The organism is Streptomyces sp. NPDC028419 (assembly GCF_055565515.1).
Genome location: NZ_JBVHUE010000063.1, coordinates 1 through 26,795 on the forward strand (window position 1 = coordinate 1; position 26,795 = coordinate 26,795).

Consider the following 26,795-nt stretch of genomic DNA (forward strand, 5'->3'; position numbering starts at 1 on the left):
AGTAGGCGGGCGCCCCTCCGCCTTGCGATGCACGGCACCAGACGCCGCGAGCCGCGCCCTCCGGGCGCCCGGCGCTACTTTCGAAACACGCCCTAGACCGATCCACCCCGGAGGACGGCGCGCCATGGCCTCGATGCCGCAGAAGATCACCACGTTCCTGATGTTCGAGGGCCGGGCGGAGGAGGCCATGACCTTCTACACCTCGCTCTTCGAGGACTCCGAGGTCGTCGACATCAGCCGCTACGGCCCCGAGGGCCCGGGCGCGGAGGGCACGGTGCTCCGTGCCACCTTCGCGCTCGCCGGGCAGCGCTTCACCTGCATCGACAGCCACGTGAAGCACGCCTTCGGCTTCACCCCCGCGGTGTCGCTCTTCGTCGAGTGCGACGACGCGGCCGAGCTGGAGCGGCTCTACGGAGCCCTGGCCGAGGAGGGCAAGGAACTGATGCCCCTGGGCTCGTACGGGTTCAGTGCCCGCTTCGGCTGGGTGAACGACCGCTTCGGCGTCTCCTGGCAGCTGAACCTCCAGGAGTCCTAGCCGGCCGGACCCGCCCGCGCCCCAGCCTCCGCGCCCCCGGCGCCCACACCAGGCAGCGCGCCCCCGGCCCCGGTTCCCCCGCGCACCAGAGCACCCCGGCCCCGGCCCCCGCCCCCGCCTCCGCCGCCGACCCCGGCGGCCAGGGCCGTGCCGGGACGACGCGGTGGCCGAACGGGCCCAGCGCCACCACCACCCGTCCCTCCCCCAGGAGCAGCACCGGGGGCCGCAGCCCGCGCCGGCGCACCGTGATCCGGTACGGCCTCCAGTGGGCCGGGGCCGGCAGTGCGCTCCCGGCCCCCCGGGCGACGTACAACTCGCGCACCCCGAGCACCATCGGGCTCAGCAGCACCACCAGCAGCAGCGCCCCCACGGGCCGCGGTCGTACGAGCGCGCACCCGGCCACCGCGGGCCACCAGAACACCGGCAGCAGGCACAGCAGCAGCGCGTCCCGGCGCCACTCGCCCACGGCCGCGCGCAGCGCCGCCTCGTCCGGCGCCGGGCCGTCGCCCAGCGCCGCCACCTCCGCCACGTCCTGCGCCGCCACTCCCGCCGCCACCCCCTCCGGCTCCGGCCCGGCCGCCCTCATCGGGGCAGCGTGAGCCCCCACGCCGCCGGACGCAGGGTCCACGTGCGGCGCCGCACCGGACCGGTGTCGGCGTGGTCGGCGCGGTAGCGGAAGTCCGCCCCCGAAACCGTGACGGACAGTCCCCGCCCGATCACCGCGGGCCCCGCGTCCACCATCCGGACAACGACTTCGACCAATCCGTCGCGCGCGGCCACGGCCACCTCCGCGACCGCCTGGTCCACGTCGCTGACCAGCACTCCGTCCACCTCCACGCGCAGCCGCAGCCGCTGGGCGGCGGGCGCCCCGCGCCCCACGGGCGGCCGCACCAGGGTCCGCACCAGGGACCGGCACGCACTCCACACGGACGGCGCCGCGGGCCGCCCGGGTGCCCGCGGCGCGGCGGCCCGCGCCACCGCGAGCCCGGCCACCGCGCCCGAGGCGGAAGCGGAACCGGGCGGTCCAGCGCGCCCCGCCGCACCGACGGGCGCGGCGCCCGCCCCGGCGATCCGCAGACCCCCCAGCACCACCCCGTCGCTGTCGTCAATCAGCAGGTCACGGCTGCGCACGACCCCGTCGAGCACCGCCCGCGCCCCGGCCACCGCACCCACCGGCACGCCGAGGGCGCGCGCCAGCGACAGCGACGGGGCGGCGCCCACGGGCACCAGCGCGAGCGACGCGTCGGCCAGCTCGCGGCGCCGGTGCAACAGCCCCACCGCGCGCACCAGCGCCTGGTCGTCACCCACGATCACGGGCTGGCGATGACCCCGGCGGGCAAGGGCCCGCGCGAACTCCTCAAGGCTCTCGGGGAGGCAGATCTTCGCCGCCGCCCCGGCCGACAAGACATCCTTCGCGATCCGCACGGACTCGCCGTCGAGGCGGCGGGCGACCGGGTCGACGAGCACGAGCAGGCCGCCTACCGGCGCGCCCGCATGGCTCATGGTGGGCTCTGGAGCCGACACCTCGGTCCTTCCTCGGGTAGCATCTTTGTGCAAGAGGCCCTTGCGCTATTGCGCCAGGGCCTTCGTCTATTCCGGGGTACCGGTCCGACGGCTCAGCCTGCGGTGTACATCGTCGTACGCCCCCTGACCTTGGACATGCCCCATCCGGAAGAGGTGTACGCCTGTGCCCGCTCTTGTGCTGCTCGGAGCTCAGTGGGGTGACGAGGGCAAGGGAAAGGCCACCGACCTGCTCGGTGGATCCGTTGACTATGTAGTGCGCTACCAGGGTGGCAACAACGCCGGCCACACGGTCGTCGTGGGCGACCAGAAGTATGCACTGCACCTTCTCCCTTCCGGCATCCTCTCCCCCGGATGCACCCCGGTCATCGGCAACGGTGTCGTCGTCGACCCGGCCGTCCTGCTCTCCGAGCTGCGCGGCCTGAACGAGCGCGGCATCGACACCTCCAAGCTGCTCCTGAGCGGCAACGCGCACCTCATCACGCCGTACAACGTCACCCTCGACAAGGTCGGCGAGCGCTTCCTCGGCAAGCGGAAGATCGGCACGACCGGCCGCGGCATCGGCCCGACCTACGCGGACAAGATCAACCGCATCGGCATCCGCGTCCAGGACCTCTACGACGAGTCGATCCTCACCCAGAAGGTCGAAGCGGCGCTGGAGGGCAAGAACCAGCTCCTGGCGAAGCTGTACAACCGTCGCGCGATCGACGCCGCCCAGATCGTCGAGGAGATGCTCGGGTACGCGGAGCTGATCAAGCCCTACGTCGCCGACACCACCCTCATCATCAACAACGCGCTCGACGAGGACAAGGTCGTGCTCTTCGAGGGCGGCCAGGGCACGCTGCTCGACGTCGACCACGGCACCTACCCCTTCGTCACCTCCTCGAACCCGACCGCGGGCGGCGCCTGCACGGGTGCGGGTGTCGGCCCGACGAAGATCTCGCGCGTCATCGGCATCCTGAAGGCGTACACGACCCGCGTCGGCGCCGGCCCGTTCCCGACCGAGCTGTTCGACGCGGACGGCGAGGCGCTGCGCCGCATCGGCGGCGAGCGCGGTGTCACCACCGGCCGTGACCGCCGCTGCGGCTGGTTCGACGCCCCGATCGCCCGCTACGCGACCCGCGTGAACGGTCTGACGGACTTCTTCCTCACGAAGCTCGACGTCCTGACCGGCTGGGAAGAGATCCCGGTCTGCGTCGCGTACGAGATCGACGGCAAGCGCGTCGAGGAGCTGCCCTACTCGCAGACCGACTTCCACCACGCGAAGCCGATCTACGAAACCTTCCCGGGCTGGTCCGAGGACATCACCAAGGCCAAGACCTTCGACGAGCTGCCGAAGAACGCCAAGGCGTACGTCAAGGCCCTGGAGGAGATGTCGGGCGCCCCGATCTCCGCGATCGGCGTCGGCCCCGGCCGCACCGAGACGATCGAGATCAACTCGTTCCTGTAGCCGGACCGGCGGCCCGACCCGGCCGCCACCCGCAACACCGCCCGAGGGGCGGACCGCCCGCGCGGTCCGCCCCTCGGCGCGTGGGGGCACCGCCGGCGCTCGGCGGTCAGAGACCGATGATCCGGACCCGGTCCCCGCAGAGCTTCGTCATGTCGTCGACGTCCGAGGTCAGCAGGATCACGGGGCCGGGCTGCCGCAGGGCCATTTCGGCGACCGTCGCGTCGATCGCGTACTTGTGGCCGTGCAGACCGGTCGCCTTCAGCAGCAGCGCGGCGGCCTTGGCGGACGCCTCGGTGACGGGCTCGACCTTGGCGCGCGACAGCGCCCAATTGAGTTTCGCCTCGTTCAGGCGGTCATGGCTGACTTCGACGATCGTGTTGGCGCAGACGACCATCTGTGCCCCCATCGAGTGGTACAAAGCAAACCGCCCCCACGCCTTGCGGTCCTGGGTGATCCACGCCGACAGGCCTTGGGAGTCGAGAACCACCGTCTCGACCGACTCGCTCATGCGGCTTGCGCCGACACCTGAGTCTCGGGCAGGTCGGACAACTCTGCTCTGGCAGCAGCCAGCTCTTCCTCCGTGAAGGCTCCGTGCTCCTCCTGGTACCTCCGCAGGTCATCGCCGAGCAGGTGGTGCCGGATCTTACGGGCCACGGCCTCGGCCACATACCCGGAGATGTTGTCCGTGAGCCCCTTGAGGGCTTCCACCTGCTCGGTCGGCAGCGTGACGGTAATACGAGTGGTCCCTGACATGCTGCGAGCATACGACGATATGCGCCCAGTGGGGAGGGAAGAGCCCGAGGATCACCCAACCGGGTGACGCCCCACGCGCGGCGGCTACCGCGCGGCTACCGCGCCGCCGGGCCGTCCAGGCGGTTGCGGTCGATGGTGAGGGTTTCGCCGCCCCAGGTCTCCTGGACGTTGCCCGCGAACTGGTGGATGCGGGCGTCCTTCGGCCACAGGTCGGCGGTCAGGGGGCCCTGGTCGGCGGTGGACTCCTGCTTGTCCCAGCGCGCGTACCAGAGGGCCTCCGGGAGCGGGGAGCGGCCGGCGCGGGCCGCTTCGGCGAGGTCGCGGACGCCGGAGCCGAGGCTGGAGTAGAAGCCGGCGCGGTAGCCCGAGGCGTGCAGTTCCCGCGTCCAGCCGACCACCGCGTCGACGACGGCCCGGCCGCATTCCGCGGGGGCGTCCTTCACCGCGTACGACTCGATGTCCAGGTAGACGGGGCTGTCCTTGCCGATGCCGAGCGCGGTGAGCGCCCGTACGGCCTCCTGGGCCTGGGCCCGGCCCTGGTCGGCGGCGCGGGCCGGGGCGAAGCGCTCGGTCTTGTGCGGGTAGTCGTTGCAGGGCGCCTGCATGCCGACGTGCGCGGGGATCAGCCGCCAACCCATGGCGCGGACCTGACGGACCCACTCGGCGGTCAGTTCCGGCTGCGCGCAGTGCCGTTGGCCGCCGCTGACGTAGATGCCGACGGCCCGGTAGGGGGACGCCCCGTGCCAGGCCCGCATGGCCTTCAAGGGGGGCGCGGCGCAGGCGTCGAAGCCGAGGCCGTGGATCACCTCGGTCGGCGGCGGGGCGGCCGCGGGGGTGGTCATGCCGAGCAGGGCGAGGGAGGCGGCGGTCAGGCCGAGGTTCCGCAGAAGGGTGCGCACCGACCGGGACCCTGCCGCCCCGGTGCCGCCAAGTGGGGGACCTCCCCGGCGTGTCGGCGCACGCTCACCCCTTCCGGGGAGGGGGGGCGCACGCCTTGACGCGGGCACCGGCGGCGGCGGACCGCCTTTTCGTACGTCGCCCGCGCACCCGGCGCCGGTCCTGCCGGGCACCGCTGCGCCGGGCGCGGAGCGGATCCCCCGCCCGCCCGGGCAGGCCGAGCGGGCCGGCACGCCCGGGCGGCGGCCCTGGGCTCCGGGCGCTCGGGCCCGTACGGCCGCCGGCGGCCCGTCGTGGGGCGTGCTAGAGCGGCTCGTTGAAGCCGCGCGACGCGTCGTAGACGTCCGTCTCGATGACGACCACGAACCAGCTCGTCACGACGTACTCGACCATCACGTGCCCCTCCCACACCCCGCGCGTCACGGGGTCGTCCCGGTAGACGAGGTGGGTGCCCTCGCCTTCGGGGTCGTCCAGGAGCCTGTCGACGATGCGCTCGAACACGTCCCGGTCCGTGGCCGGCATGTAGTGGTCGACGAACCGCGCGACCTGCTCGGTGAGTTGCAGACGTCTCTTCATCGCTGCCGAGCGTAGGCAAACAGCGGCGATCCCGTCCGGAATTTTCGGGCGCCGCGATGTCGTCACCGGGGTGCTCACCGACCGGGAGCGAGCACCCCGTCGAGCATGCGGCGGGCGAGGGAGGTGAGTTCCGCGGGGTCGGGCGCGGGCCGGGTGCGGGCCTGCGCGCCGGCGAGGCGGTCGAAGAGCACGCCGTCGGTCCAGGCGACCAGGAGCTCGCCGGCCTCCTCGGGCCGGGCGGCGCCCAGCGCCCGGGCGACGGCCGCCGCCCGGGCGCGGGCGGCCAGGCCCGCCCGGTGCAGGGCGACGGCGAGCTCGGGCGTGCGCGCGGCTTCGAGGCTCAGCTCGTAGCGGGCGAGTTGGCGCTCGCGGCCCGCGGTCAGCCAGTGGTGCAGCAGCGCGCCGAGCGAGGCCGCGGCCTCGTCCCGCGAGGGCGGGCGGGGGCGCTCGGCGCCGTGGGTGGTGGCGGGGTCGTCCACGCCGTCGAGGCCGGCCAGGTCGACCAAGTCGTCCAGGTCCAGCTCCTCGATGCGCGCGTAGCAGGCGCCGATCAGTGCCGTGCGCGTGCGGAAGTAGTACGACGTGCTGCCCGCGGGCAGCCCCGCCGCGGTGTCGATCGCGCGGTGGGTGAGCCCGCGGAGGCCCGCCGCGGCCACGGTGGCGATCGCGGCGTCCGCGATGAGGGTGCGGCGGTCCGGGGCCGTTCGGTCGGAGGCCGTTCGGTCCGGGGCCGTTCGGTCAGGGGTGGGGATGGACATGGGTCCACTCTACAGCTGTAGAGTGACGGCTCTACGGATGTAGAGGCAGCTCGGCGAGGGGATGGGTGTTCCATGTCGCAACGTCACGCGGTGGTGGTCGGGGCCGGGATAGGCGGCCTCACCGCCGCCGTCGCACTGCACCGCCGGGGCTGGCAGGTCACCGTCTGCGAACGCGCCCCCGAACCCCCCGTCACGGGCGCCGGCATCGGCCTCGCCCCCAACGCCCTGCGCGCGCTCGACGCCGTCGGCGTGGACGCCGCCCGCGCCGCCGGCGGCCACGTGCCGGCGACGATGGGGGCACGCCGCTCCGACGGGCGGTGGCTCACCCGGACCGCCACCGCCGACATGGCGGCCCGCTACGGCGTGGCCCCCCTCGCCGTTCCCCGCACGGCCCTCACCACCGCCCTGGCCGGCGCCCTGCCGCCGCGAGCCCTGCGCTACGGGGCCGCCGTGACCGCCGTGGACGGGGACGCGGGCCGCGCGATCGTCCGAACGGCAGGTGGCCCGGAACTCTCCGCGGACCTGGTCGTCGCCGCCGACGGCATCCACAGCCCGCTGCGCCGCGCGCACTTCCCCGCCCACCCCGGTCTGCACTACCTCGGCGAAACCGCCTGGCGGACCATCGTGGACGCCCCCGAGCTGCGGGTGGCGGCCATGAGCGAGACCTGGGGGCGGGGCGAACGGTTCGGTCTGACCCCGCTCTCCGACGGCCGGCTCTACCTCTACGCCACCGCGCCGGCCCCGGCCGGCACCCGGTCGGCGGACCCCCGCGCCGAACTCCGCCGGCGCTTCGGCACGTGGCACGACCCGATCCCGGCCCTGCTCGACCGCATCGACCGCCTCGACCCCGCCGACGTCCTCCAGAACGACCTCTACGACCTGGCCGCCCCGCTCCCGCGCCTGCACCACGGCCGGATCGCCTGGCTCGGCGACGCCGCCCACGCCATGGCCCCCAACCTCGGCCAGGGCGGCTGCCAGGCCATCGAGGACGCGGTGGTCCTCGCCCACCTGCTGCCCGCGGGGACCGCGCCCACGGGAGCCGTCGACGGCGCCGACCCCGTCCCGGCCGCGCTCGCCGCGTACACCGCCGCCCGGCTGGCGCGCACCGACGCCGTGCGCGTGCGGGCCCGCCGGGTCGGCCGGCTGGGCGCCCTGCGCAATCCGCTCGCGGCGGCCGCCCGCGACCTCGCGGTCCGCGCCACCCCCGCCCGCCTGGCGCTGCGCGGCATGGACGACCTCTTCGACGGCTTCCGCCTGCCCGGCTAGCCAGGCGGGCGGCGCGGTCACCAGGCCAGTTGGGCGATCTCCTCCGCGACCACCGCGCAGGCGTCCGCGGCCGGGTCGATGAGGGGGAAGTGGCCGACGCCGTCCAGGATCGTCAGGCCGACCGTCTCCCCCGCCTGCGCGGCGGCCGCCACGTACGCCTCCGACACCTCGTGCGGGACCACGATGTCTTCGCGGCCCTGGACGACGGCCGTGGCGATGCCGGTCGGGAGGAGGGCGGCCGGATCGGCGTAGGGGAGGCGGGCCGCGAAGTGCTCGGGGCCGCCCAACAGCTGGGCCGAGGCGCCGCCGCAGACGCCGCGCGCCTCGGCCTCGGTGAAGTCCGCGATGGGGGCCAGCGCCACCACGCCGCGCAGCGGCGGCGGCGCGGGCAGCCGCCAGGGGGAACCGGCGGGCAGGACGTGCCGGGCGGCGGCCCACAGGGCGAGGTGGCCGCCCGCCGAGTGGCCGGTGATCACCATGCGGCGCGGGTCGATCCCCGGCAGGGCGGTCGCCGTCAGGGTGGGGAGGGCGTCCATCGCGGATGAGATGTCGTCGAAGGTTTCCGGCCATCGGCCCGCGATGGGGGCTTGCGCGTTTTGGTGCGGCAGGGAACTGCCGCGGCGGTACTCGACGTTGGCCACCGCGAAACCCCGGCGGGCCAGGAAGTCCGCGAAGGGGGTGATGTGGTGGCGGTCGTACGGGGCGCGCCAGGCCCCGCCGTGCAGGACGACGACGAGCGGCGCGGGGCCGGGGCCCGGGGCGCGCGGGGCGTAGAAGTCGATGACCTGGTCGGGGTGTTCGCCGTAGGCGGCGGTGGCGTCCGGGGCGACCGGGGGGTGGGAGAAGGCCGACTCGGCCTCGGCAGCGTCACGTTCCACTGCGGGGTCCGTCATCAGCTCAACCTCCGGTAACGGGTGGGACAGCGGGGACAGCAGAGCCGGCGGGTACATGTGTTCCGGGCAGAGCGGGACCGTATCAGGCCGGAACCTGCTGTTCCGTGCCACCCCGGGCGTACGGGGGCGCACGCGCGGGGGCGGGCGCGGCCGTAGCCCCGCCCGCCCCCTTGCCGTGACGTTTCGCCCCGACATCACCCGTATATGCGACCCGTGTGATCCGGTACGCCCCTCAGGACATCCCCCAGGACATCCCTCAGGACTCCCGCAGCACGTGCCCCAGCGTCCGGGCCGCCCGCTCCGCGTCCGCGAAACCGACGTACAACGGGGTGAAGCCGAACCGCAGGACGTCGGGGGCCCTGAAGTCGCCCACGACACCGCGCGCGATCAGCTCGGCCATGACGGCGGAGGCGTTCTCGGTGCGCAGCGACACCTGGCTGCCGCGCTCCGCGTGCGCGGCCGGCGTGACCGACTCGACGGCGCCCGCGGGCACGTACGCCGCCACGCACTCCAGGAAGAAGTCCGTCAGGGCCAGGGACTTGGCGCGGACGGCCTCGACCGTCACGCCCTCCCAGGCGTCCAGGGCCGCTTCGAGGGCCAGCATCGACAGGATGTCCGGGGTGCCGACCCGGCCGCGGACCGCGCCCTCGGCCGGGCTGAAGCCGGGGGTCATCGCGAAGGGGTCCGCGTGACCGTTCCAGCCGGGCAGCGGCGAATCGAAGGCCCGCTGGTGGCGGGCGGCGATGTAGAGGTACGCGGGGGAGCCCGGCCCGCCGTTCAGGTACTTGTACGTGCAGCCGACGGCGAGGTCGACCGCGTTCTCGTCGAGGTCCACCGGCAGGGCGCCCGCGCTGTGGCACAGGTCCCAGACGGTGACCGCGCCCGCGGCGCGGGCCGCCGCGGTGAGGGCCGGGAGGTCGTGCAGGCGGCCGGTGCGGTAGTCGACGTGGTTGAGCAGGACCACGGCGGTGGACGGGCCGAACGATTCCGCCGCCCGGTCGGGGTCGACGGGTATGACCCGCAGACCGGTCATCCGGGCCGCGGAGGCCGCTATGTAGCCGTCGGTCGGGAAGGTGGCCGCGTCGACCAGCAGGTCGGTGCGGCCCTCGCCCGCGAGGCGGGCGGCGCCGACCAGCGCCTTGAAGAGGTTGACGCTGGTGGAGTCGCCCACCACGGTCTGGCCGGGGGCCGCGCCGATCAGGGGGGCGATGCGGTCGCCGATCCGCTCGGGGGCGGTCCACCAGGTGCCCTCGGACCAGGAGCGGATGAGGCTGCTGCCCCACTCCTGGGTCACGACCTCGGCCACGCGTGCCGCGACGCCCGCCGGGAGGGCGCCGAGGCTGTTGCCGTCCAGGTAGACGAGGTCCTCGGGGAGGGTGAAGCGGGTGCGGAGCTTCGCCAGGTCGTCGGTGGCGTCCAGCCGGGCCGCGCGGGCCTGGAGGGCGGCTGCGCCGGGCGTCTCGGGGCTCTGACCCGAACCCCGCTCCTCAAACGCCGGCGGGGCTGAATTCGCTCCCGCCGGACGTGCTGCGTGCGTCTCAGACATGGCTGCGCGCCGTCCAGAGTTCCGGGAAGACGTTCTTCGTGGCGCGCTTCTCCAACCAGGTCACCCCGGCCGAGCCGCCCGTGCCCGTCTTCGCGCCCATCGCGCGGCGGGTGGCGACCAGGTGGTCGTTGCGCCAGCGCCAGACCAGCTCCGCGACGTCGGTGAGGACCTCGCCGAGGCGGTGCAGGTCGCCGTGGGCGTCCGGGTCGGCGTACAGCTCGGTCCAGACGGCCTCGACGAGCGGGGAGGGCTCGTAGCGCTGGGTCAGGTCGCGGGACAGGACCGAGGCGGGGATCCGCAGGCCGCGGCGGGAGAGCAGGCGCAGCACCTCGTCGTAGAGGCTGGGCTCGGCCAGCGCCTTCTCCAGCTCGGCGTGCACGCGCGGCGCGCCGCGGTGCGGGACCAGCATCGACGCGGACTTCTCGCCGAGGAGGAACTCCATGCGGCGGTACATCGCGGACTGGAAGCCGGAGCCCTCGCCGAGGGCGGCGCGGTAGGAGTTGAACTGGCCCGGGGTCAGCTGGGCGAGGGGGCGCCAGGAGGCGTTGAGGGCCTCCAGCTCGCGGAGGGATCGTTTCAGCGCGTCCATCGCGACGGGGATCTGGTCCTCGCGCAGTGCCCGGGCCGCGGTCTCCCACTCGTGGACGATGACCGTGAACCACAGCTCCATGACCTGGGTGGTGACCAGGAAGACCATCTCGCCCGGATCGTCCGAGCGCGGGTGCTGGAGGTGGGTGAGGACGTCCGCCTGGACGTAGTCCTCGTAGGGGGTCGTGCCGGCGAAGTCGAGGTTCGGGGTTTCCGAACCGCCCACTCCGGAGGCATCAAGGGATTCCGACATCGCTGTCTCCTCGATATGAACTTCCGGGTAGCGGTCCGCCCCTTCCTGCTGGGTGAGTGGAGCTCCGGTCCCCTGTTCGCATCATAGGCCGGGGCCCCACGGGGCCCGCCAGTGGAGAGTGACCACCTTCACACCCTCCCCGGCGGGCCCGGGAGCGCCGGGAGCCTCAGTTCAGGGTGTCGGCCGCGGTCGCCGAGGAGTCGCGCAGGAAGGTCGAGCAGCGCTCGTACTCCGCGTCCTCGCCGATGGCCTGCGCGGCGCGCGCGAGGGCGTGCAGGGCGCGCAGGAAGCCGCGGTTCGGCTCGTGCTCCCACGGCACCGGGCCGTGGCCCTTCCAGCCGGCGCGGCGCAGCGAGTCCAGACCGCGGTGGTAGCCGGTACGGGCGTAGGCGTACGACTCCACGGGGCGGCCGGCCTCGAAGGCGTCGTCCGCCAGGCGCGCCCAGGCGAGCGAGGACGTCGGGTACTTCGCGGCCACCTCGGCCGGTTCGGTGCCCGCGGCGAGCGCCTCGCGCGGCTCGGGGTCGTCGGGCAGGTGGGTCGGGGCAGGGCCGCCGAGCAGGTTCTCGTGAATCGACATGCCCCCAGTCTGCGGTACTCCCGGGCCCGTGGTGGGGGGCCCACCACACCGGGCGCCAGGTGTGTGCCCGGCACACCTCCCCGCACCCGGGTCCCTCACCGGACGGTGGGACACGAAGGTCGTCAGTCGACTTAACGGGGGAAGACAATGACCACGAGCACCATCCACAGGAGTCACCTGGCCACACGTCCGCGCAGCGGCCGCACCGGGCTGGGACGCGCCGACGGCGGGCACCGCGCCCACGAGGCCGCCGAGGACCTGTGCGGGGCGGTCTTCGGATCGCTGCGGCGCCGGGACCAGCGGGAGAAGGGCCTCCAGTACGTGCGGGGCCTGCTCGCGACGCCCGGCCGCAAGTCGATCCGCAACATCGCGCAGCAGATCGGCGGGCCCGCCGCCGAGCAGAGCCTGCACCACTTCATCGCCGGCTCCACCTGGGACTGGCAGCCGATCCGCACCGCCCTGTCGCAGTACCTGGAGCAGTCCTCGCCGCTGACGGCCTGGGTGGCCCAGCCGATGGCGATCCCCAAGGGCGGGGAGCACTCGGTGGGCGTGGGGCGCCAGTACGACCCGCACCGCGGGCAGATGTTCCGCGGGCAGCAGGCCTTCGGGATCTGGTTCACCTCGGCCGACGTCGTCACTCCCGTGGGGTGGCGGCTGTACCTGCCGGACGACGAGGGCGCCGCCACCGGGGCCGCCGCGACCGCCGAGTTCGAGGGCGGCGAGCGCTCCGGTGAGACGTACGAGGAGTGCGCGGTCACCGGGGTCCTGGACGCCGTGCGCGAGGTCGGGGTGCCGGCGCGGCCGGTGCTGCTCGACATCCAGAACATCGGCACCCGCTCGACGATGAACCGGTTCGCCGACGCGCGGCTGCCGGTGCTCGCCCGGATCAGCCCGGCCGCCCGGCTGCTCGTGACCGACCCGGCGCTGCCCGGGCACGGCGCGGGGACCCTGGCGGCCCGGGACGTGCTGCAGAACGTACGGGCGCTGCGCACGGTGGTCGAGTGGGCCGACCCGCTGTACCCGGGGCAGCGGCGCACCTCGCTGGTGGCCGCGGTGCGCGTGATGATGCCGGACCCGTCCCCGGCGCGGCGGCGCCACCTGACCCTGCTCGGCGAGTGGACCGACGCGCGCAGCCTGCCCTCGCAGCTGTGGGTGACGGACCTGGCCCGGCCGGTGCCGGTGACCCCGGCCGTGCTGCTGCGGATGACGAAGCAGGCGCGGCGGGTGTCGGCGAGCTCGGCGCACAGCGTGCAGGAGGTCGGGCTGCGGGACTTCGCGGGGCGTTCGCTCCAGGGCTGGCACCGGCACGTGACGATGGCGTCGGTGGCGCACGCGGCGCGCTGCCTGTCGGAAACCGGGATGCCGGTCGGTCGTGATCTTGTCTAGGGTCGCCCGGTAGCCGGCCGACGGCCGGGGCGGACCCACAGGTCCGCCCCGGCCGTCGGCCCGACAAGTCGTACGGGAATCAAGTCGTACGGGAATGACGGGGGTTCGTTGTGCACAGTGCTGTGGTCACCGCGGAGGGCGACCGGATCCGATGGGTCGAGCTGGCCGGTGAGGAGCCGGCCAGGGTGTACCTGCACGGGCTGGGTTCCACCTCGCCCGCGTACTTCGCGGCGAGCGCGACGCACCCCCGCCTCGCCGGGCGGCGCTCCCTGCTGCTGGACATGCTGGGGCACGGGCACAGCGACCGGCCCGAGGGGTTCTCGTACACGCTGGAGGCGCACGCCGACGCCGTGGCGGCCGCCCTGGTCGACGCCGGGGTCGGCGGGGGCGAGGTGATCGCCCACAGCATGGGCGGGGCCGTCGCGATCGTGCTGGCCCACCGCCATCCGGAGCTGGTCTCCCGGCTCGTGCTCGTCGACGCCAACCTCGACCCGGTCCGGCCGCCCGCGCCGGGCGCCGCCGTGCCGGCCGGGAGCAGCGGCCTCGCCACCTACACCGAGGAGGAGTTCCTCGCGGGCGGGTGGGCCGAGGTCCGCGACCGGGTCGGCGCGCACTGGTGGTCGACGATGCGGCTGGCGGGGCGGACCGCCCTGCACCGCAGCGCCGTCCACCTCGCCGCGGGGACCGTGCCCACCATGCGGGAGCTGCTGCTGGGGCTGCGGATCCCGCGCGCCTTCCTCTATCCGGCCGAGGACGGCGCGCTGGAGGGGGCCGCGGAGTTGGAGGCGGCCGGGGTGTCCGTCGTGGCGGTCGAGGACTGCGGGCACAACATCATGCTGGACAATCCGGACGACTTCGCGGCGGCGGTGCGGGCGGCCCTGGACACGGCGCTCTACGTGCTCGACGGGCGGCGGATCGGGAACCTGGAGGACTTCTGGCGTGAGATCGGCGAGGCGGTGAACGGTCCCGAGGGGTACTTCGGGCGCAATCTCGACGCCTTCAACGACTGCCTGCGCGGGGGCTACGGGACGCACGGCTCCGACTTCCACTTCGACTGGTACGACCACGAGCTGTCCCGGGAGCGCCTCGGGCACGCCGAGACCGCCCGCCAGTTGGAGCTGCGCCTGACGCGCTGTCATCCCACCAACCGCGAGCGCATCGCCGAGGAGTTGGCGGCCGCGCGGCGCGGGGAGGGCCCGACGGTCTTCGACTGGCTGACGGACATCATGGAGGGTCAGGCACCGGGGGCGCTGCGGCTGCGCTGAGAGACGCCCCGGGGCGGGGCCGGAGACGGCCCGGTCACGGCACTAGGTGGGCGGCCGGGTGCGGACGAGGACCTCGCGCGTGCGGCGCAGTCGCAGTGCCATCTGGATCTCCAGGGCCTGGGCCGGCTTCTGCCAGCCCTCGCCCAGGAGTTCCGCGATCCGCTCCAAGCGGCGCGAGACCGTGTTGGCGTGGACGTGCAGCACCTCGGCGGCGTGCGTGGGGCTGCCGCCCGATTCGAAGTAGGCCTCCAGGGTGCGGGTCAGCTCCGTGAAGCGGGCCGCGTCGTACTCCAGCACCGGGCCGAGCGCCTGGCCGATGAAGGCGTCCACGTCGTGGTCCGCCGACAACAGCAGCCCGAGGAAGCCGAGTTCGCTCAGGGAGGCGGTGCCACCGACCCCGTCGAGCGCGGTCAGCGCGTCCAGGCAGCGCGCGGCCTCCTCGTACACCCCGGCGACCGCGGCGGCGCCCTTGGCCGGACCGGCCGCGCCCGTGGAGACCGGGTGCCCGAGCAACGGGGTGACCTCCATCGAGACCTGCCGGGCCGCCGCGGAGGCGTCGGCGCCGGGGAGCAGCAGCACGATGCAGCCGCGCCGGACGCCCTTGAGGCCGCCGACCCGGTACGCGTACGAACTCGCCCAGGCGACCGCACGGCCCAGCTCCCCGCCCTCCGGCCGGACCACGACCACCACGTGCGGCACGTCGAGGTCGATGCCCAGGCGCCGGGTGCGCTCGCGCACGTGCAGGTCGGAGGAGTGGTTCGGGCGGTCCAGCAGTTCCTGGAGCAGCTCGTCGCGGACGGGGCCCTCGGCCGCGGCCGTGCCCCGCTGGATCAGCATGAGGGAGGCCACCGACAGGGCGGCCAGCTCCAGCAGCCGCACGTCCTCCTCGGTGAGGGGCTCGGCCGCGTGCAGCACCAGTACGCCGAGGTCCTCGGCCCCGGCCGTGACGGGCGCGACCCACACCTCGCCCGTGTCGCGCGCGGCGAAGTCGGCATCGGAGAAGTCGGCGTGCTCGTCGGCGTACATCGGCTCGGCGGTGCGGTCGGCGTCGGCGGCGTGCGCGAGCCGGACCGGGCGGCGGGCCGTGTGCGCGTGCAGGGCGCCGCGGGTCACGGCGGCCTCGTCGAGGCCGACCGGTCCGGGCCCCGGGGTCAGCGGGCGGCCGCCGGGATCGCGGACCTGGAGCACGCCGTCCAGCGCGTCCGCGGTGGTCCGGGCGAGAGTGGCCAGCCCCGCCCCGTCCAGGACGAGGCGGGCGAGCCGGGCGTGGCAGTCCCACAGGTAACGGACCCGGGTCAAGGTGGTGTCGGTGACGGAGCCGAACCGCTCCAGCTCGCTGACCTCGTCGCGGGCCCGCTCCAACAACCGTGCCTTCTCGACCGCGACGGCCGCCAGGTCGGCCAGCGACAGCAACGTGCCGACCTCGGCGGGGCCGAAGGAGCGCACGCGGCGGTCCGCTCCGTAGAGCACGCCGAGTATGCCGTCGCGGTGGCGCATCGGTACGGCGACGACGGCCCGCACGCCCTCGGCGCGCACCGCGGCGTCCACGCCGGGGGCGTGCGCGAGGGTGGCGTCGTTCGGGTAGTCCGCGCTCCAGACGGGGGCGCGGCGCTCGCGCACGAGCGCCCCGAGCCCGTCGGCGGCGCCGATGCCGAGCCCGGACTCGTAGCCGGCCGTGCCGCCGTCGGACAGGTGGGGGTACGAGGTCCCGTCGGGCCGGGTGAAGGTGACGCAGACCACGTCGAGCCCGAGCAGCCGCCGCGCCCGGCGCGCGATGACGCGCAGCAGGCTGTCGAGGTCGTAGGAGGAGGTCAGGTCGTGCGCGGTGTCGGCGAGCGCGACCAGCGCGTCGCCGCCCTCAGGTGCGGGGCCGGGGTCCCGGGGCGGCGGGAGCGGCGCCGGGGAGGTGCGGGCGCGGATCTCGCGGGCCAACAGGACGGCCCTGGCCAGGCCGGGGTCCGCCGTGGGCAGGAGCGCGTCGAAGGCGGCCTCGGGCGCGCCCGCGGCCAGCAGCTCCAGGACGGCGAGTGCCGGCGACGAGCCCCCGGCCACGTTCCCGGCGGTGTCCGCCGCTCGTTCCATGGCTCCCGTTCCCCCGCTCCCCACGTACCGGTACGAAACTAGCCATCCGAACCTAGGTTCCACTGTGATCGTGGTCAAGTGAGCTTGCGCTGGTCAGAGCGGGTGCACGAGCGATGCGACGGCCGCCCCGGGGACGTAAGCGGAAGGCGGAGGGGGACCGGGCGGGCTCCGGGCGGGACCGGTACGGGTCTCGCGGCGGGCTCAGGGCGGGCTCACGGCGGGCTCAGCGTGTCGCCCCGCAGGGCCGGCAGGGACTGCAGGGCCCGCAGCGTCAGGGCCGCGGAGGTCCCCCAGCCGATCAGACCGGGCAGGTCCTCCGCGCGGTCGCCGAGCGCCGTCCACATCAGCCGGTGCGGGCGGGCGCCCGCCGCGGCCAGGGCCCGCCAGCGCATTCCGCCGAGCGCCCGGTCGTAGCGCGCGTACAGCAACCGCGCCGTCGGCACGGCCAGCGGTCCCAACTCGCCCACGCACAGCGACGCGAACGCCGGGAGCGCGGCCAGGTCGAGGCCGCGCTCCCTGGCCCGCTCCAGGCCGCCCAACCAGGCTCCCAGGACCCCCTCGTACGTCCTGGGGCCGGTCATCGGACCGAAGCAGACCCCGGTGCCCTCCCCCAACAGCCGCGCACCGGCGGCCGGTCCCTCCCCCGAGGCGGACAGCACCACGATCAAGTTGGGCCGGTCCACGGCCTCCACCAGCGCACGGGCCGCCTCGTACGAGGTCCCGTCCCCCAGCGGTGGCGCCGCCACCAGCCCGCCCACCGGCCCCAGCGCGTCGCACACCGCACCGATGGCCGCGGGACGCCGCTGCGTCCCGTACAGGAGGTTGCGCACCCCCAGCCGGTTCGCGAACTCCCGCATCCCCGCCGGACCGACGCCCGGCACGCCCTCCAGCCACGGCGTGACCCCCTCGGCCACGAGGCGGCGCACGGCATCCGCGGCGCCGGGCTCTTCCACAAACGCAGCACCCATATCCAGCGAGTGTGCTGGTCCGGAGCCCGCCGCACACCGCCGCCGCCGGCTGTGTGTCAACTCACCCCACCCGGCGCGCCCACCGGTGCCGCTCCCGCCAGTCGGGCCATCCGCGCCATCCGGGAACCCAGTCGGCGCACCGCGTCCAGCACCGGGTCCGGGCCGGGCCCGGCGAACCGCCCCGGCGGTCCGGCCGGGCCGATCCAGCACATGCCCAGCCCCTCGGCGAAGGCCGCGAGCTCGTCCAGCCGCTCGCGCGCGTCCGCCCCCGGGGCCACGAACCCGGCGGCCGGCTTGCCCAGCCAGTCACCGCGCCCGATCACCTGCGGCAGCGTCGTGCCGAAGAGGATGCCGTCGGCCTCGGCCAGCAGCTCCCACTGCGCGTCGCCCAGCTCCGCGGCGGCGACGAGGTGGCTGCGCGCACCGGCGTCCGCGGCGCCGTCGCGCGCCACGACCGCCTGTGCGCACACCCGCCCCGCCCGCCCCGCGTGGACGACCACGACCAGCGGGGGCCGGGCTACCCCCATCCCGTGTCACCCGCGAACGGGTGGCCCGGGGATGCGGCTCGGCAGGCGCGGGAGGCGGTGTGGTGGTGGTTCATGAGGTGACACTTTCTAGGAGAAACATACCGGTGGGAATGGTGATCGATCCGCCGGGTCGCAGGAAAAGGACCGCATCGCAGGAAACGCCCCAGAGGGTCCGAGTCCCTACGGAAACACCTGGTCAGGCGGCTACTGGCACGAGTTGGGGCGGACCGGGCAGCAGAGCCCGGCGCAGCGCGCGGGTGGTGTCGGCCGGACAGGGCCCGAGGTCCGAACCGAGCACTTCTGCCAGGGTTCGGTATGTTTCGAGCGATTTTGCCGACGTCACAGCCCGCAATTCCGTCCGCAGCTCCCGGTGCCGGCCCAGCGCGAGCTCGGCCTCCACCCACTGCTTCAGCGCCGACAGCCGGGTCGCCTCCAGGTCCGCGACCCGCGCGGCGAGCCGCGGACCGGCCTCGATCCCCCCGAAGGCCGGGCCCCGCCACAACCGCAGCGCGCCGCGCAGCCGCCGGGCCGCGGTGGCGAACTCCCCGCGCGCCATGGCCCGGTAGCCCGCTCCCGCCTCCCGGGCGAAGACGCCCTGGTCGCTGCGGCCACTGTCGGTGTCCAGGAGGAACCCGCCGGGCAGCGAGACCAGGACGGCCTCGGGGGTACGCCGCCCGGCGGAGTCAGCGGCGCCCGCGAGGAGTTCACGTATCTGGCGGATCGCGGTCAGCAGCATCGCGCGGGCGCGCTCGCCGTCGGGTCCGTGCGCCGACAGCTCCGCCGCCAGGACCGTGGTGGGCACCATCTGGTCGGCGTAGGCGGCGAGTACGGCGAAGACCTGCCGGGCGGGCTGGTGCGTGGGGACCACGGGCACGCCGTTCTCCAGGGCGCGAAGCCCGCCGAGCACCTCGATGTCCATGAATCCCTCCCCAGAGTGCGCCGCGGCGGGGCCCGTTTACATACCGAGCCCTGGAGAAAAATAATACCCGGAAGTTTTTTTCAAGGGAACGCCTTCCACATCACGAATCACGTGACCCGGGGCACAAAAAAAACCGGCCCTCCCCGCACGGGGCGGAGGGCCGGCACACAGCACGCCGATGACGTCAGGTGGTCGCCTCAGGCGACGTCCTCGTCGGCGTCGTCGGGGAACTGCCGCAAACCGTCGCAGTCGCACAGGTGCGCCCCCTGCGCACCGTGCAGCGCACGGCCGCCGCGACCGGGCGCCGTGTCGAGCCGGATCGCCACGGCCGAGACGACCAGACTCGGCATCACGCTCGTGTAGAGGGCGGACACCTCCTCGTCCAGCGTCAGGCCGAGGGTCTGCGACATCACGTTCAGCCCGGCGAACGAGCCGACGATCAGCCGGGACGGCTGCGCCGGATCCACGTGCGAGAGCAATTCGCCGCGGGCCTTGGCCTCCGTCATCAGCTCGGTGTGCAGGTCGATCCACCCCTGGTAGGGCGCCGCCCGGTCCAGCGAGCGGCCGTTCTGCTCCAGCGTGAGCCGCGCGCTCCCGCGCATCAGCACGTCGTGCTGCAGGCGGTGCGAGAAGATCATTCCGACATCGACGAACTGCTGCGCTTTGAATTCCTGCGGGGTGAAGGCGGGCTCGACACTGACCTGCGCGTCGATGACCGCCTGGGCCAGGTCTTCCTTCGAGTCGAAGTGGAAGTACAGGGCTCCCTTGGTGACCCTGGCGATCTTGACGATGTCCGTCAGTTTCGCCGCGTCGTAGCCCCGGTCCTCGAAGACCAGCGCGGCAGCCTCCAGGATCGCCTGGCGCGTCCGCACGGCGCGGTCCTGCTTCACCTGGGGTCGTTCAGTCCTCATCAGTCGTTCTGTCCCTCTCCATGCCCCCCGTCCGATCGGCATTACATGCCCCCGGGTACGTACTTACGAGTACAGCTTCACACCATCGTGAACCCTCCGTCCACAGGCATCGTGACGCCTGTGACGAAGGAGGCACGAGGGCTGCACAGCCACGCGGCCGCTTCGGCTATCTCCTCGGGCTCGGCCGTCCTCGGCTGCGGGGTCGCCGCGTGCAGCTGCTCCTCCACGCCCGGAACGGCGGCGAACCACTGCTCGACGACCTCGGTCCGGGTGGTGCCGGGGGCCACCGCGTTGACCCGGATGCCCTGGGCGGCGTACTCCGCGGCGGCCGCCTTGGTCAGGCCGATCACCGCGTGCTTGGCGGCGACGTAGGGGGCGGCCACCGGGGTCGCCAGCAGGCCGCCGACGCTGCTGTTGTTGACGATCGTGCCGCCACCGGTCGCCAGCATGGCCGCGATCTCGTCGCGCAGGCAGTTCCAGGTGCCCCGGACGTTCACGTCCATGATCTGGTCATAGAGGTCGTCGCCCATCTCGTGCAGCGGCGAACGCCCTACGCCCCAACCCGCGTTGTTGAAGGCGCAATCCAGCCGCCCGAAACGCTCCACCGCGACGGCCACCGCCGCGGCCGTGTCCCCCGCACGGGTCACGTCGGTCACCGCGTACTCGACCTCCGCGCCCTGGGCGCGCAGCTCCTCCGCCAGCTCCTTGAGGCGGATCTCGCGGCGCGCGGCCAGCACCAGCCGGGCCCCCTCGCGCGCGAACACCCGCGCCGCGGCGGCTCCGATGCCGCTGCTCGCGCCCGTGATCAGCGCGACCTTGCCGTCGAGCATCCGCTCTCCCGCCATGACAGTCCCCATTTCAGATGTCCTCGTGTCGTGGGTGCCCGTGGCACCCGTCCGCCCAGGTCCGCGCGGTTCCCACGGCCCGGTCCGGAAGCTTTCAGGCGGCCCAGGACAGGCCCGCCGCCGCCTCGCCGTCGAGGGTACGCAGGAGCTCCTCGTCGATCGCGTCGAGGGAGCCGACCACGTGCCGCACCCCCACCTCGCGCATCAGGCTCGCCTGGAAGCCGTGCGGGAAGCGGCTGGGGTGTCCGATGAAGGGCACCCGCAGCGCGCGGGCCGCCTCCGAGACCCGTGCCACGTCGTCGATGAAGACCGCCTCGTCGTAGGCGACGCCGAAGGTGTCGACGGCTATCTCCTGGATGCCCGGCCGAAAATCGTTGGTGCAGACGTAGCCCGGCTCGTCGAAGAGGTGCCCGTACCGGCCGAGGTGGGTGTCGAAGTGGGCCTTGTCCAGGCCCCCGTAGCACACCGTGCGCAGCCCCAGGGCGCGCAACCGGTGCAGCAGCTGCTCGGCGCCGGGGAGCACAGCGAGGGGGTGCTCGGCGAGGTAGGCGGCGCGCTCCTCGAAGTACACCTCCAGCACCCGCTCGGGGGTCCAGTCGAGGCCGGCCGCGGCGCCGAGCGCGCGGGCCGCGACGGTGCGGGACTGCGAGAAGACCGCGCGCTCCACGTCCGCGTCGTAGGTGCCGCCGCGGCTGGTCACGAACTGGTGGATGACCGGGCTGAAGGTGTCATTGAGCAGGACCCCGTCGATGTTGACGGCGGCGAGCCTCAAGTGCCCCAGCGGGCGGGTGGCGTGGCGGGCGGGCATCGGTGTCTCCCATCGGCGGGGGCCGCTTGGGGTGGCAGGTGGTGCGGGTGCGGGGCGCTGCGAGGGGCGGCGGGACCGTTCCGAACAGTTGCAGCCACCGGCCCACCGGGGGACCCCCAGAAAAATACTCCCAAGTACGCAGGCGCTGCAGGATAAAAGATACCCGATCTATGTCTAGATCTGGCTGGTAGGCCGAAAATCGACGCAGGGTGACGGAATGAGTCGCTCCTAGTCATTGACCTGCGGGAATCTTGCTCGCGGCGGCCGATTCCGCTACCCCTTCTCGTGTGGAGTACGTCACTTCCGATGCCCAAACTGAGTGATCATCGGGTAATCCTCTGTCTGTCAATCAAACCCGGAAGTACGTACCCGGCGACGGCAACCCGGTGCGACTTCCGGCCATGATCCAAAGGGGCATCATGATCACGACCTTGGAACCGACGACCGATCTCACCCCGCGCTCGCCCTCGCTCCCGGTGGACTGCGTCTGCCCGGACGGCTCCGGAAGCGCGTTGACCAGCACGGTGCCGCGCGAACTCGTGCACCGCGCGGCCGTCGCCGAGGTTTTCCTCACCGGTATGTGCCGCCCGGGCCCCGACCGTTTCCACGTGCGCGCCCAACTCCCGCGCGGGCACAGCTTCTTCAGCCCGATCGCCGGTACGCACTACGACCCGATGATGATCTGCGAAACCATTCGCCAGGTCGGTTCCTACGTCGCCCACGAGGCGTACGGCGTACCGCTGGGCCACCAGTTCCTGCTCTGGGGCCTCGACTACACGACGATGCCCGACAACCTCCTGATCGGGGACGCCCCGGCCGACCTCGACCTGGAGGTCACCTGCTCCGACATCCGGATGCGCGGTACACAGCTCCAGGCCCTGCGGTACGAGGTGACCATGCTCCTGAACGGAGTGGTGATCGCCACCGGCGACGTCGGCTACACCGTGACCTCTCCCGCCGTCTACCGGCGGCTGCGCGCCGCGCAGTTGGACCGCCGCCCGATGCCGTCGTTGCCCTCGGCGCCCCTCCAGCCCGCCCAGGTGGGCCGGATCTCGCCCTTCGACGTGGTCCTCGCGGCCACCGCGCAGACCACCACGGCCGTCACCTGGCAGCTGCGGTACGACACCCGGCACCCGGTGCTCTTCGACCACCCCGGGGACCACCTGCCGGGCATGGTCCTGTTGGAGGCCGCCCGCCAGGCCGCGGTGGCCCTGACGCCCGCGCCCGCCGTCATGCCCGTCTCGGTCGTCAGCACCTACCAGCGGTACGCGGAGTTCGGCATACCGCTGTGGGTCACCGCGGAGCGCACGGGCCCCACCACGGTCCGGGTCACCGGGACGCAGGAGGACGAACAGGTCTTCCTCGCCGTCGTGGGGACCGGCCAGGTACAGCCACTGCCGTTCGGGATGACGCCCTGATCACTGCGGCCACGGGGGACGCAGCACGGGGCACCGGAACACGGAGCACCAGAGCACGACATACGAATACGCCGAAGGGCCCTGCCCCACCGCTGACGAAGCGATGGAACAGGGCCCTTTTCGCGTTGCGGCGACTACTTCAGCTTGGTGCCGGTGGAGCGCAGGTTCGCGCACGCCTCGGTGACGCGCACGGCCATGCCCGCCTCGGCGGCCTTGCCCCAGGTGCGGGGGTCGTACTTGGACTTGGTGCCGACCTCGCCGTCGACCTTCAGGACCGCGTCGTAGTTGCGGAACATGTGGTCCACGACCGGACGGGTGAAGGCGTACTGGGTGTCTGTGTCGAGGTTCATCTTCACGACGCCGTTCTCCAGCGCGGTGGCGATCTCCTCGGCGGTGGAGCCGGAGCCTCCGTGGAAGACGAAGTCGAACGGCGACGCCTTGCCGTACTTCTCGCCGACACCGGCCTGCAGGTCCTTGAGCAGCTCGGGCCGCAGGACGACGTTGCCCGGCTTGTAGACGCCGTGGACGTTGCCGAAGGAGGCGGCCAGCAGGTAGCGGCCCTTCTCGCCCAGGCCCAGGGCCTCGGCGGTGCGCAGCGCGTCGTCGACGGTCGTGTACAGCTCGTCGTTGATCTCGTGGCTGACGCCGTCCTCCTCGCCACCGGTCGGGGTGATCTCGACCTCAAGGATGATCTTGGCGGCCGCGGCCTTGGCCAGCAGCTCCTGGCCGATGGCCAGGTTGTCGGCGAGGGTCTCGGCGGAACCGTCCCACATGTGCGACTGGAACAGCGGGTTCAAGCCACGGGCCACGCGCTCGGCGGACACCTCGAGCAGCGGACGGACGTAGCCGTCCAGCTTGTCCTTCGGGCAGTGGTCCGTGTGCAGGGCGACGGTGATGTCGTACTTCGCGGCCACGATGTGGGCGAACTCGGCCAGCGCGACGGCGCCGGTCACCATGTCCTTGTTGTACTGGCCACCCAGGAACTCCGCACCACCGGTGGAGATCTGGATGATGCCGTCGCTCTCGGCCTCCGCGAAGCCGCGCAGTGCAGCGTGCAGGGTCTGGGTCGAGGTCACGTTGATCGCCGGGTAGGCAAACTTGCCTGCCTTCGCCCGGTCGAGCATCTCGTTGTAGACCTCGGGGGTTGCGATGGGCATCTGTCCGCTCCTTGGATGTGCGGGGAGTGTGCTTATTGCGGGCCCTGACCTGGGGGCGACGTTGCCGTCGGGGCTATCTTTCCAGACTCCGCACGACACTCCACCTCGGTGGCGGACCTGCCCGGGCCCAGCCGGCCGGGGTGTTTCACGTGAAACACCCCGGCTGGTGCGAAAGCCGCAGGTCAGGACCGTCTCGGGGAAAGGTGGGGACCTAAGTCACCAGTTCCCGCGGCACCCGTTCGCTTCAGGAGAGGCCGAGGTCCCCGAGCTGGTAACCGGTGAGGTAGGGCACTCCGGCGGCAGCGATGGCGTCGGCGGCGCCGCGGTCGACGATCGTGGCGACGGCCACGACCTCGCCACCGGCCTCGCGGACGGCCTCGACGGCGGTCAGCGGGGAACCACCGGTGGTCGAGGTGTCCTCGACCACCAGGCAGCGACGGCCCTTGACCTCGGTGCCCTCGATGCGGCGCTGCATGCCGTGCGCCTTCTGCGCCTTGCGGACGACGAAGGCGTCCAGACGCTGACCGCGCGCGGCGGAGGCGTGCAGCATCGAGGTCGCGACCGGGTCGGCGCCCAGGGTCAGACCGCCGACGCAGTCGAAGTCGAGGTCGGCGGTGAGGTCGAGCATGACCTGGCCGACCAGCGGGGCGGCCTCGCCGTCCAGGGTGATCCGGCGCAGGTCGATGTAGTAGTCGGCCTCCCGCCCGGAGGAAAGCGTCACCTTGCCGTGCACCACGGCCTTGTCCTTGATCTGCTGGAGCAGCTCACCACGTACGTCACTCATGCCCATGAGCTTAGAGCCCGTCGTGCGCGTCGGACGCCTGGAGACGGCGCCAGGTCCAGGTGGTGGACAGCTCCAGCGGGTCGATGGGCGTGACCAGCTGCGGCAGGGTGTTCAGACCGTTGGGCGGTCCGGACTGCGGCTCGACGCAGACGAACTCCTCGGGCTGGTCGTAGACCACCAGCCATTCGGCCCTACTGGTCAGGCGCAGCTCCAGGGCGCCGGGCCAGGTCAGCGTGACGTCGACGCCGTAAGGCATGCCGAAGCAGTCGTCCCAGGGGCCGGGCAGCGGCTCGATCCGCCGGCCGGTCGGGAGGTAGTCCGCACCGCGCTCCTCCTGCCAGACCGGCTCGAAGGAGAGCTGTACGTCGCCCCCCACCCCGAGGTTGCGGCGGAACCAGGGGTGCCAGCCGACCTGGGCCGGGAAGGAGTCGTCGTACGTCTCCACGCCCATGGCCAGGGTGAGCGCCTCCGGTGCGAGGGCGAACGTCTGGGTCACCCGGCCCCGGAAGGGCCACGGTTCGGTGAGGTCGTAGGTGAAGGAGGCCTCGGCCGTCCGCTCGGCCGTCGCGGTTCCGGCGGGGCTCCAGGCGGCGTGCCGACCGAAGCCGTGGATGGCGTGCGGCGGGTGGTCCAGCGGCATCTGGTGGACCACGCCGGCGTCCCGGAAGCGCCCCTCGCCCAGCCGCCCGCACCACGGGACCATCGGGAAGGACCCGAAGTCGTCCCCCTGGCGCAGCAGCTCCAGTCCGTCGACGCGCAGACTGCTGATCCGGCAGCCGTTCTCCTGGTCGACGGTCAGTTCGGCGCCCCCGGCGCTCAGTCGCGTACTCATGCCCCGACCCTAGGCCCTGTCGTCAAAGTGCCGTCTGCCTCGCGACGCCTGGCACGCACTCTCGCCGCACCGGGCGAAAGCCAAGTACGTCCAGTACGCGGGCTTCCGCCCGGCACGGCGAGAGCACGCACCAGACGCCGCGGGGCCGCCCTTCGGGCGACGACGGCACTTTGACGACAGGACCTAGCGGCGGCGCCGCAGGGCGCGTCCGACGACGACCGCCGAGGCGAGGGCGAGGGCCGCGGCGGGGGCCAGCCAGCGCAGGTTCAGGGCCGGGGACCCGGAGTCCGGTGCGGGGACCGGTGCGTAACGGCCGCGCGGGGGTGCGTGGTCGACCTCTTCGGCGCTGCGGCCGATCATCGTGCGGCGGGCGTGGGCGGCTTCGGCGGGCGGGCGCGGGGTGTCCCCGAGATCGCCGAACTCCCCGAACCGACCGAAGTCCTGGTCGAGGAAGGGGTCCAGCGACGGCGGCGGCACCTCGGTGTCGAACACCGAGGCGGACACCTCGATGACCCCGGGTCCCTCCGGCTCGTCCACGTCGTCTGCGGCGGCCGCGTCCGCGGACGTCGCGTCCGCGGCGGGCGTAGCCGTGGCGGCGGTCGTCAGGTTCACGCAGGTGCGGTCCAGCAGCCGGTGCACCGAGGTGGCGGTGGCCTCCGGGGCGAATCCCGCGGCCCGGCCGTCGGCGCTGCCCGCGGCGGTGAAGACCAGCCGGGTGCCGCCGTCCTCGGGCACGAGCCGCAGCGAGAGCGTGGTCTTCACGGAGCCTTGGCCCCGGACCTCCGTGCCCTCGCCGTCGGCCTCGAAGGTGTCCTCGTCCCGTTCGGTGACGGCCCACGCACCCCGGTAGGTCACGGTGTGCCCGCCGACCCGCAGCTTCAGCCGACCGGCCAGCGGCCCGGAGGCGTCGTCGGCGTCCTGTTGGAAGCCGGGTACGCACCGGGCCAGGCGGGCGGGGTCCCGCAGCACCGCTCGGAGGTCGGCTGCCGGTACCGGAACGAACACCTGATGCTCCATGCCGCCGAGCCTACCGAGGGCGCGGCCCCACCGTGCGCTTTCCGGTCCTCGGGGCGGACGGCCGCGGCGCCGGGGGCCTGCTAGTGCCGTGGCCGGAAAGGTTTGCCGGGTCGCGGTGTCCGGTGCCCTGGGGCCTCCCCAGGCCCGCAGGGCCGAGGGGACGGCTCGCAAGGCGGAGGACCGCGACTCGTACTGGACGTACCGTCGTGGTCCGACAACGCGGCGAGGTGCCGTGCCGGGCGCCGTGACACGGTGAACCT

Annotated in this window: 28 protein-coding genes and 1 pseudogene; 7 read left to right on the forward strand and 22 right to left on the reverse strand. The window is 73.4% G+C overall.

Annotated elements, in window-relative coordinates; genetic code table 11:
• Positions 1-124: 124 nt before the first annotated feature.
• Positions 125-535 carry a VOC family protein gene (locus ACZ4UB_RS38425; protein ID WP_468077764.1) on the forward strand — a complete coding sequence of 137 codons (411 nt, stop codon included), beginning with the start codon at positions 125-127 and terminating at the stop codon, positions 533-535.
• Here ACZ4UB_RS38425 and ACZ4UB_RS38430 read toward each other — a convergent pair.
• On the reverse strand, positions 465-1,121 hold the full coding sequence (locus ACZ4UB_RS38430; RefSeq protein WP_468077766.1) for a hypothetical protein: 657 nt from the start codon (positions 1,119-1,121) through the stop codon (positions 465-467). The two genes, ACZ4UB_RS38425 and ACZ4UB_RS38430, sit on opposite strands and share 71 nt — an antisense overlap.
• On the reverse strand, positions 1,118-2,038 hold the full coding sequence (locus ACZ4UB_RS38435; protein ID WP_468077810.1) for a diacylglycerol kinase catalytic domain-containing protein: 921 nt from the start codon (positions 2,036-2,038) through the stop codon (positions 1,118-1,120). Before ACZ4UB_RS38435 ends, ACZ4UB_RS38430 begins: the two co-directional genes overlap by 4 nt.
• A gap of 184 nt (positions 2,039-2,222) precedes the next feature.
• On the opposite strand from ACZ4UB_RS38435, the gene ACZ4UB_RS38440 reads away from it, so the two are divergent.
• Positions 2,223-3,506, forward strand: coding sequence for an adenylosuccinate synthase (locus ACZ4UB_RS38440; RefSeq protein ID WP_354380759.1), 1,284 nt, complete (start codon positions 2,223-2,225; stop codon positions 3,504-3,506).
• A gap of 106 nt (positions 3,507-3,612) precedes the next feature.
• Here ACZ4UB_RS38440 and ACZ4UB_RS38445 read toward each other — a convergent pair whose 3' ends face one another.
• The 5 genes from ACZ4UB_RS38445 to ACZ4UB_RS38465 form a co-directional block, all read right to left on the reverse strand.
• Positions 3,613-4,014, reverse strand: coding sequence for a DNA-binding protein (locus ACZ4UB_RS38445; protein ID WP_468077769.1), 402 nt, complete (start codon positions 4,012-4,014; stop codon positions 3,613-3,615).
• Positions 4,011-4,259 (reverse strand): type II toxin-antitoxin system CcdA family antitoxin, encoded by a 249-nt coding sequence (locus tag ACZ4UB_RS38450; protein WP_468077771.1) that lies wholly within the window; start codon positions 4,257-4,259, stop codon positions 4,011-4,013. Before ACZ4UB_RS38450 ends, ACZ4UB_RS38445 begins: the two co-directional genes overlap by 4 nt.
• Positions 4,260-4,354: 95 nt before the next feature.
• Positions 4,355-5,158 carry a DUF1906 domain-containing protein gene (locus tag ACZ4UB_RS38455; protein WP_468077773.1) on the reverse strand — a complete coding sequence of 268 codons (804 nt, stop codon included), beginning with the start codon at positions 5,156-5,158 and terminating at the stop codon, positions 4,355-4,357.
• A 301-nt stretch (positions 5,159-5,459) separates the two neighbouring features.
• Positions 5,460-5,732: a hypothetical protein gene (locus ACZ4UB_RS38460; RefSeq protein WP_468077776.1), complete on the reverse strand. Its 273-nt coding sequence runs from the start codon at positions 5,730-5,732 to the stop codon at positions 5,460-5,462.
• Between the two features lie 74 nt (positions 5,733-5,806).
• A complete protein-coding gene (locus ACZ4UB_RS38465; protein WP_468077778.1) occupies positions 5,807-6,490 on the reverse strand; it encodes a TetR/AcrR family transcriptional regulator in 684 nt (227 codons plus the stop codon).
• A 72-nt stretch (positions 6,491-6,562) separates the two neighbouring features.
• Here ACZ4UB_RS38465 and ACZ4UB_RS38470 point away from each other — a divergent pair, with 72 nt between their 5' ends.
• On the forward strand, positions 6,563-7,756 hold the full coding sequence (locus ACZ4UB_RS38470) for an FAD-dependent oxidoreductase (RefSeq protein ID WP_468077780.1): 1,194 nt from the start codon (positions 6,563-6,565) through the stop codon (positions 7,754-7,756).
• 17 nt (positions 7,757-7,773) lie between these two features.
• Here ACZ4UB_RS38470 and ACZ4UB_RS38475 read toward each other — a convergent pair whose 3' ends face one another.
• From ACZ4UB_RS38475 to ACZ4UB_RS38490, 4 genes are all read right to left on the reverse strand, one after another.
• Positions 7,774-8,649, reverse strand: a complete 876-nt coding sequence (locus ACZ4UB_RS38475; RefSeq protein ID WP_468077782.1) for an alpha/beta hydrolase family protein — start codon at positions 8,647-8,649, stop codon at positions 7,774-7,776.
• A gap of 256 nt (positions 8,650-8,905) precedes the next feature.
• The gene (gene kynU, locus ACZ4UB_RS38480; RefSeq protein ID WP_468077784.1) at positions 8,906-10,195 is read right to left on the reverse strand and encodes a kynureninase; all 1,290 of its coding nucleotides are present in this window, start codon (positions 10,193-10,195) and stop codon (positions 8,906-8,908) included.
• Positions 10,188-11,036 (reverse strand): tryptophan 2,3-dioxygenase family protein, encoded by an 849-nt coding sequence (locus ACZ4UB_RS38485; RefSeq protein WP_468077786.1) that lies wholly within the window; start codon positions 11,034-11,036, stop codon positions 10,188-10,190. Before ACZ4UB_RS38485 ends, kynU begins: the two co-directional genes overlap by 8 nt.
• A gap of 166 nt (positions 11,037-11,202) precedes the next feature.
• On the reverse strand, positions 11,203-11,616 hold the full coding sequence (locus ACZ4UB_RS38490; protein ID WP_354380774.1) for a DUF3151 domain-containing protein: 414 nt from the start codon (positions 11,614-11,616) through the stop codon (positions 11,203-11,205).
• A 147-nt stretch (positions 11,617-11,763) separates the two neighbouring features.
• On the opposite strand from ACZ4UB_RS38490, the gene ACZ4UB_RS38495 reads away from it, so the two are divergent.
• The 3 genes and pseudogenes from ACZ4UB_RS38495 (at position 11,764) to ACZ4UB_RS38505 (ending at position 14,267) form a co-directional block, all read left to right on the forward strand.
• Positions 11,764-13,002, forward strand: coding sequence for an IS701 family transposase (locus ACZ4UB_RS38495; protein WP_468077788.1), 1,239 nt, complete (start codon positions 11,764-11,766; stop codon positions 13,000-13,002).
• A gap of 110 nt (positions 13,003-13,112) precedes the next feature.
• A pseudogene (locus ACZ4UB_RS38500) lies at positions 13,113-13,883 on the forward strand (alpha/beta fold hydrolase); the annotation flags it as partial.
• Between the two features lie 15 nt (positions 13,884-13,898).
• Positions 13,899-14,267, forward strand: coding sequence for a barstar family protein (locus ACZ4UB_RS38505; RefSeq protein ID WP_468077812.1), 369 nt, complete (start codon positions 13,899-13,901; stop codon positions 14,265-14,267).
• A 42-nt stretch (positions 14,268-14,309) separates the two neighbouring features.
• Here ACZ4UB_RS38505 and ACZ4UB_RS38510 read toward each other — a convergent pair whose 3' ends face one another.
• From ACZ4UB_RS38510 to ACZ4UB_RS38540, 7 genes are all read right to left on the reverse strand, one after another.
• Entirely contained in the window at positions 14,310-16,349 is a 2,040-nt protein-coding gene (locus ACZ4UB_RS38510; protein ID WP_468077790.1) for a helix-turn-helix domain-containing protein, read from the reverse strand.
• A gap of 212 nt (positions 16,350-16,561) precedes the next feature.
• Positions 16,562-17,317, reverse strand: coding sequence for a hypothetical protein (locus tag ACZ4UB_RS38515; RefSeq protein ID WP_468077792.1), 756 nt, complete (start codon positions 17,315-17,317; stop codon positions 16,562-16,564).
• A gap of 56 nt (positions 17,318-17,373) precedes the next feature.
• Positions 17,374-17,844, reverse strand: a complete 471-nt coding sequence (locus tag ACZ4UB_RS38520; protein ID WP_468077794.1) for a flavodoxin family protein — start codon at positions 17,842-17,844, stop codon at positions 17,374-17,376.
• A gap of 196 nt (positions 17,845-18,040) precedes the next feature.
• Positions 18,041-18,763 (reverse strand): AfsR/SARP family transcriptional regulator, encoded by a 723-nt coding sequence (locus ACZ4UB_RS38525; RefSeq protein WP_468077796.1) that lies wholly within the window; start codon positions 18,761-18,763, stop codon positions 18,041-18,043.
• A gap of 197 nt (positions 18,764-18,960) precedes the next feature.
• Positions 18,961-19,674 carry a ScbR family autoregulator-binding transcription factor gene (locus ACZ4UB_RS38530; RefSeq protein ID WP_468077799.1) on the reverse strand — a complete coding sequence of 238 codons (714 nt, stop codon included), beginning with the start codon at positions 19,672-19,674 and terminating at the stop codon, positions 18,961-18,963.
• A gap of 77 nt (positions 19,675-19,751) precedes the next feature.
• A complete protein-coding gene (locus tag ACZ4UB_RS38535; RefSeq protein WP_468077801.1) occupies positions 19,752-20,531 on the reverse strand; it encodes a glucose 1-dehydrogenase in 780 nt (259 codons plus the stop codon).
• Positions 20,532-20,613: 82 nt separating this feature from the next.
• A complete protein-coding gene (locus ACZ4UB_RS38540) occupies positions 20,614-21,327 on the reverse strand; it encodes an HAD family hydrolase (RefSeq protein WP_468077803.1) in 714 nt (237 codons plus the stop codon).
• Positions 21,328-21,746: 419 nt separating this feature from the next.
• Between ACZ4UB_RS38540 and ACZ4UB_RS38545 the strand changes: the two genes are divergently transcribed.
• Entirely contained in the window at positions 21,747-22,745 is a 999-nt protein-coding gene (locus tag ACZ4UB_RS38545) for a ScbA/BarX family gamma-butyrolactone biosynthesis protein (RefSeq protein ID WP_468077805.1), read from the forward strand.
• Positions 22,746-22,879: 134 nt separating this feature from the next.
• Here the strand turns inward: ACZ4UB_RS38545 and fbaA are convergent, their stop codons facing one another.
• From fbaA to ACZ4UB_RS38565, 4 genes are all read right to left on the reverse strand, one after another.
• A complete protein-coding gene (gene fbaA / locus ACZ4UB_RS38550; protein ID WP_354383376.1) occupies positions 22,880-23,902 on the reverse strand; it encodes a class II fructose-bisphosphate aldolase in 1,023 nt (340 codons plus the stop codon).
• A gap of 244 nt (positions 23,903-24,146) precedes the next feature.
• Positions 24,147-24,686 carry an orotate phosphoribosyltransferase gene (pyrE, locus tag ACZ4UB_RS38555; protein ID WP_354383377.1) on the reverse strand — a complete coding sequence of 180 codons (540 nt, stop codon included), beginning with the start codon at positions 24,684-24,686 and terminating at the stop codon, positions 24,147-24,149.
• A 10-nt stretch (positions 24,687-24,696) separates the two neighbouring features.
• Entirely contained in the window at positions 24,697-25,518 is an 822-nt protein-coding gene (locus tag ACZ4UB_RS38560; protein ID WP_468077807.1) for an aldose epimerase family protein, read from the reverse strand.
• 183 nt (positions 25,519-25,701) lie between these two features.
• Entirely contained in the window at positions 25,702-26,535 is an 834-nt protein-coding gene (locus tag ACZ4UB_RS38565) for an SRPBCC domain-containing protein (protein ID WP_468077808.1), read from the reverse strand.
• Positions 26,536-26,795: the final 260 nt, after the last annotated feature.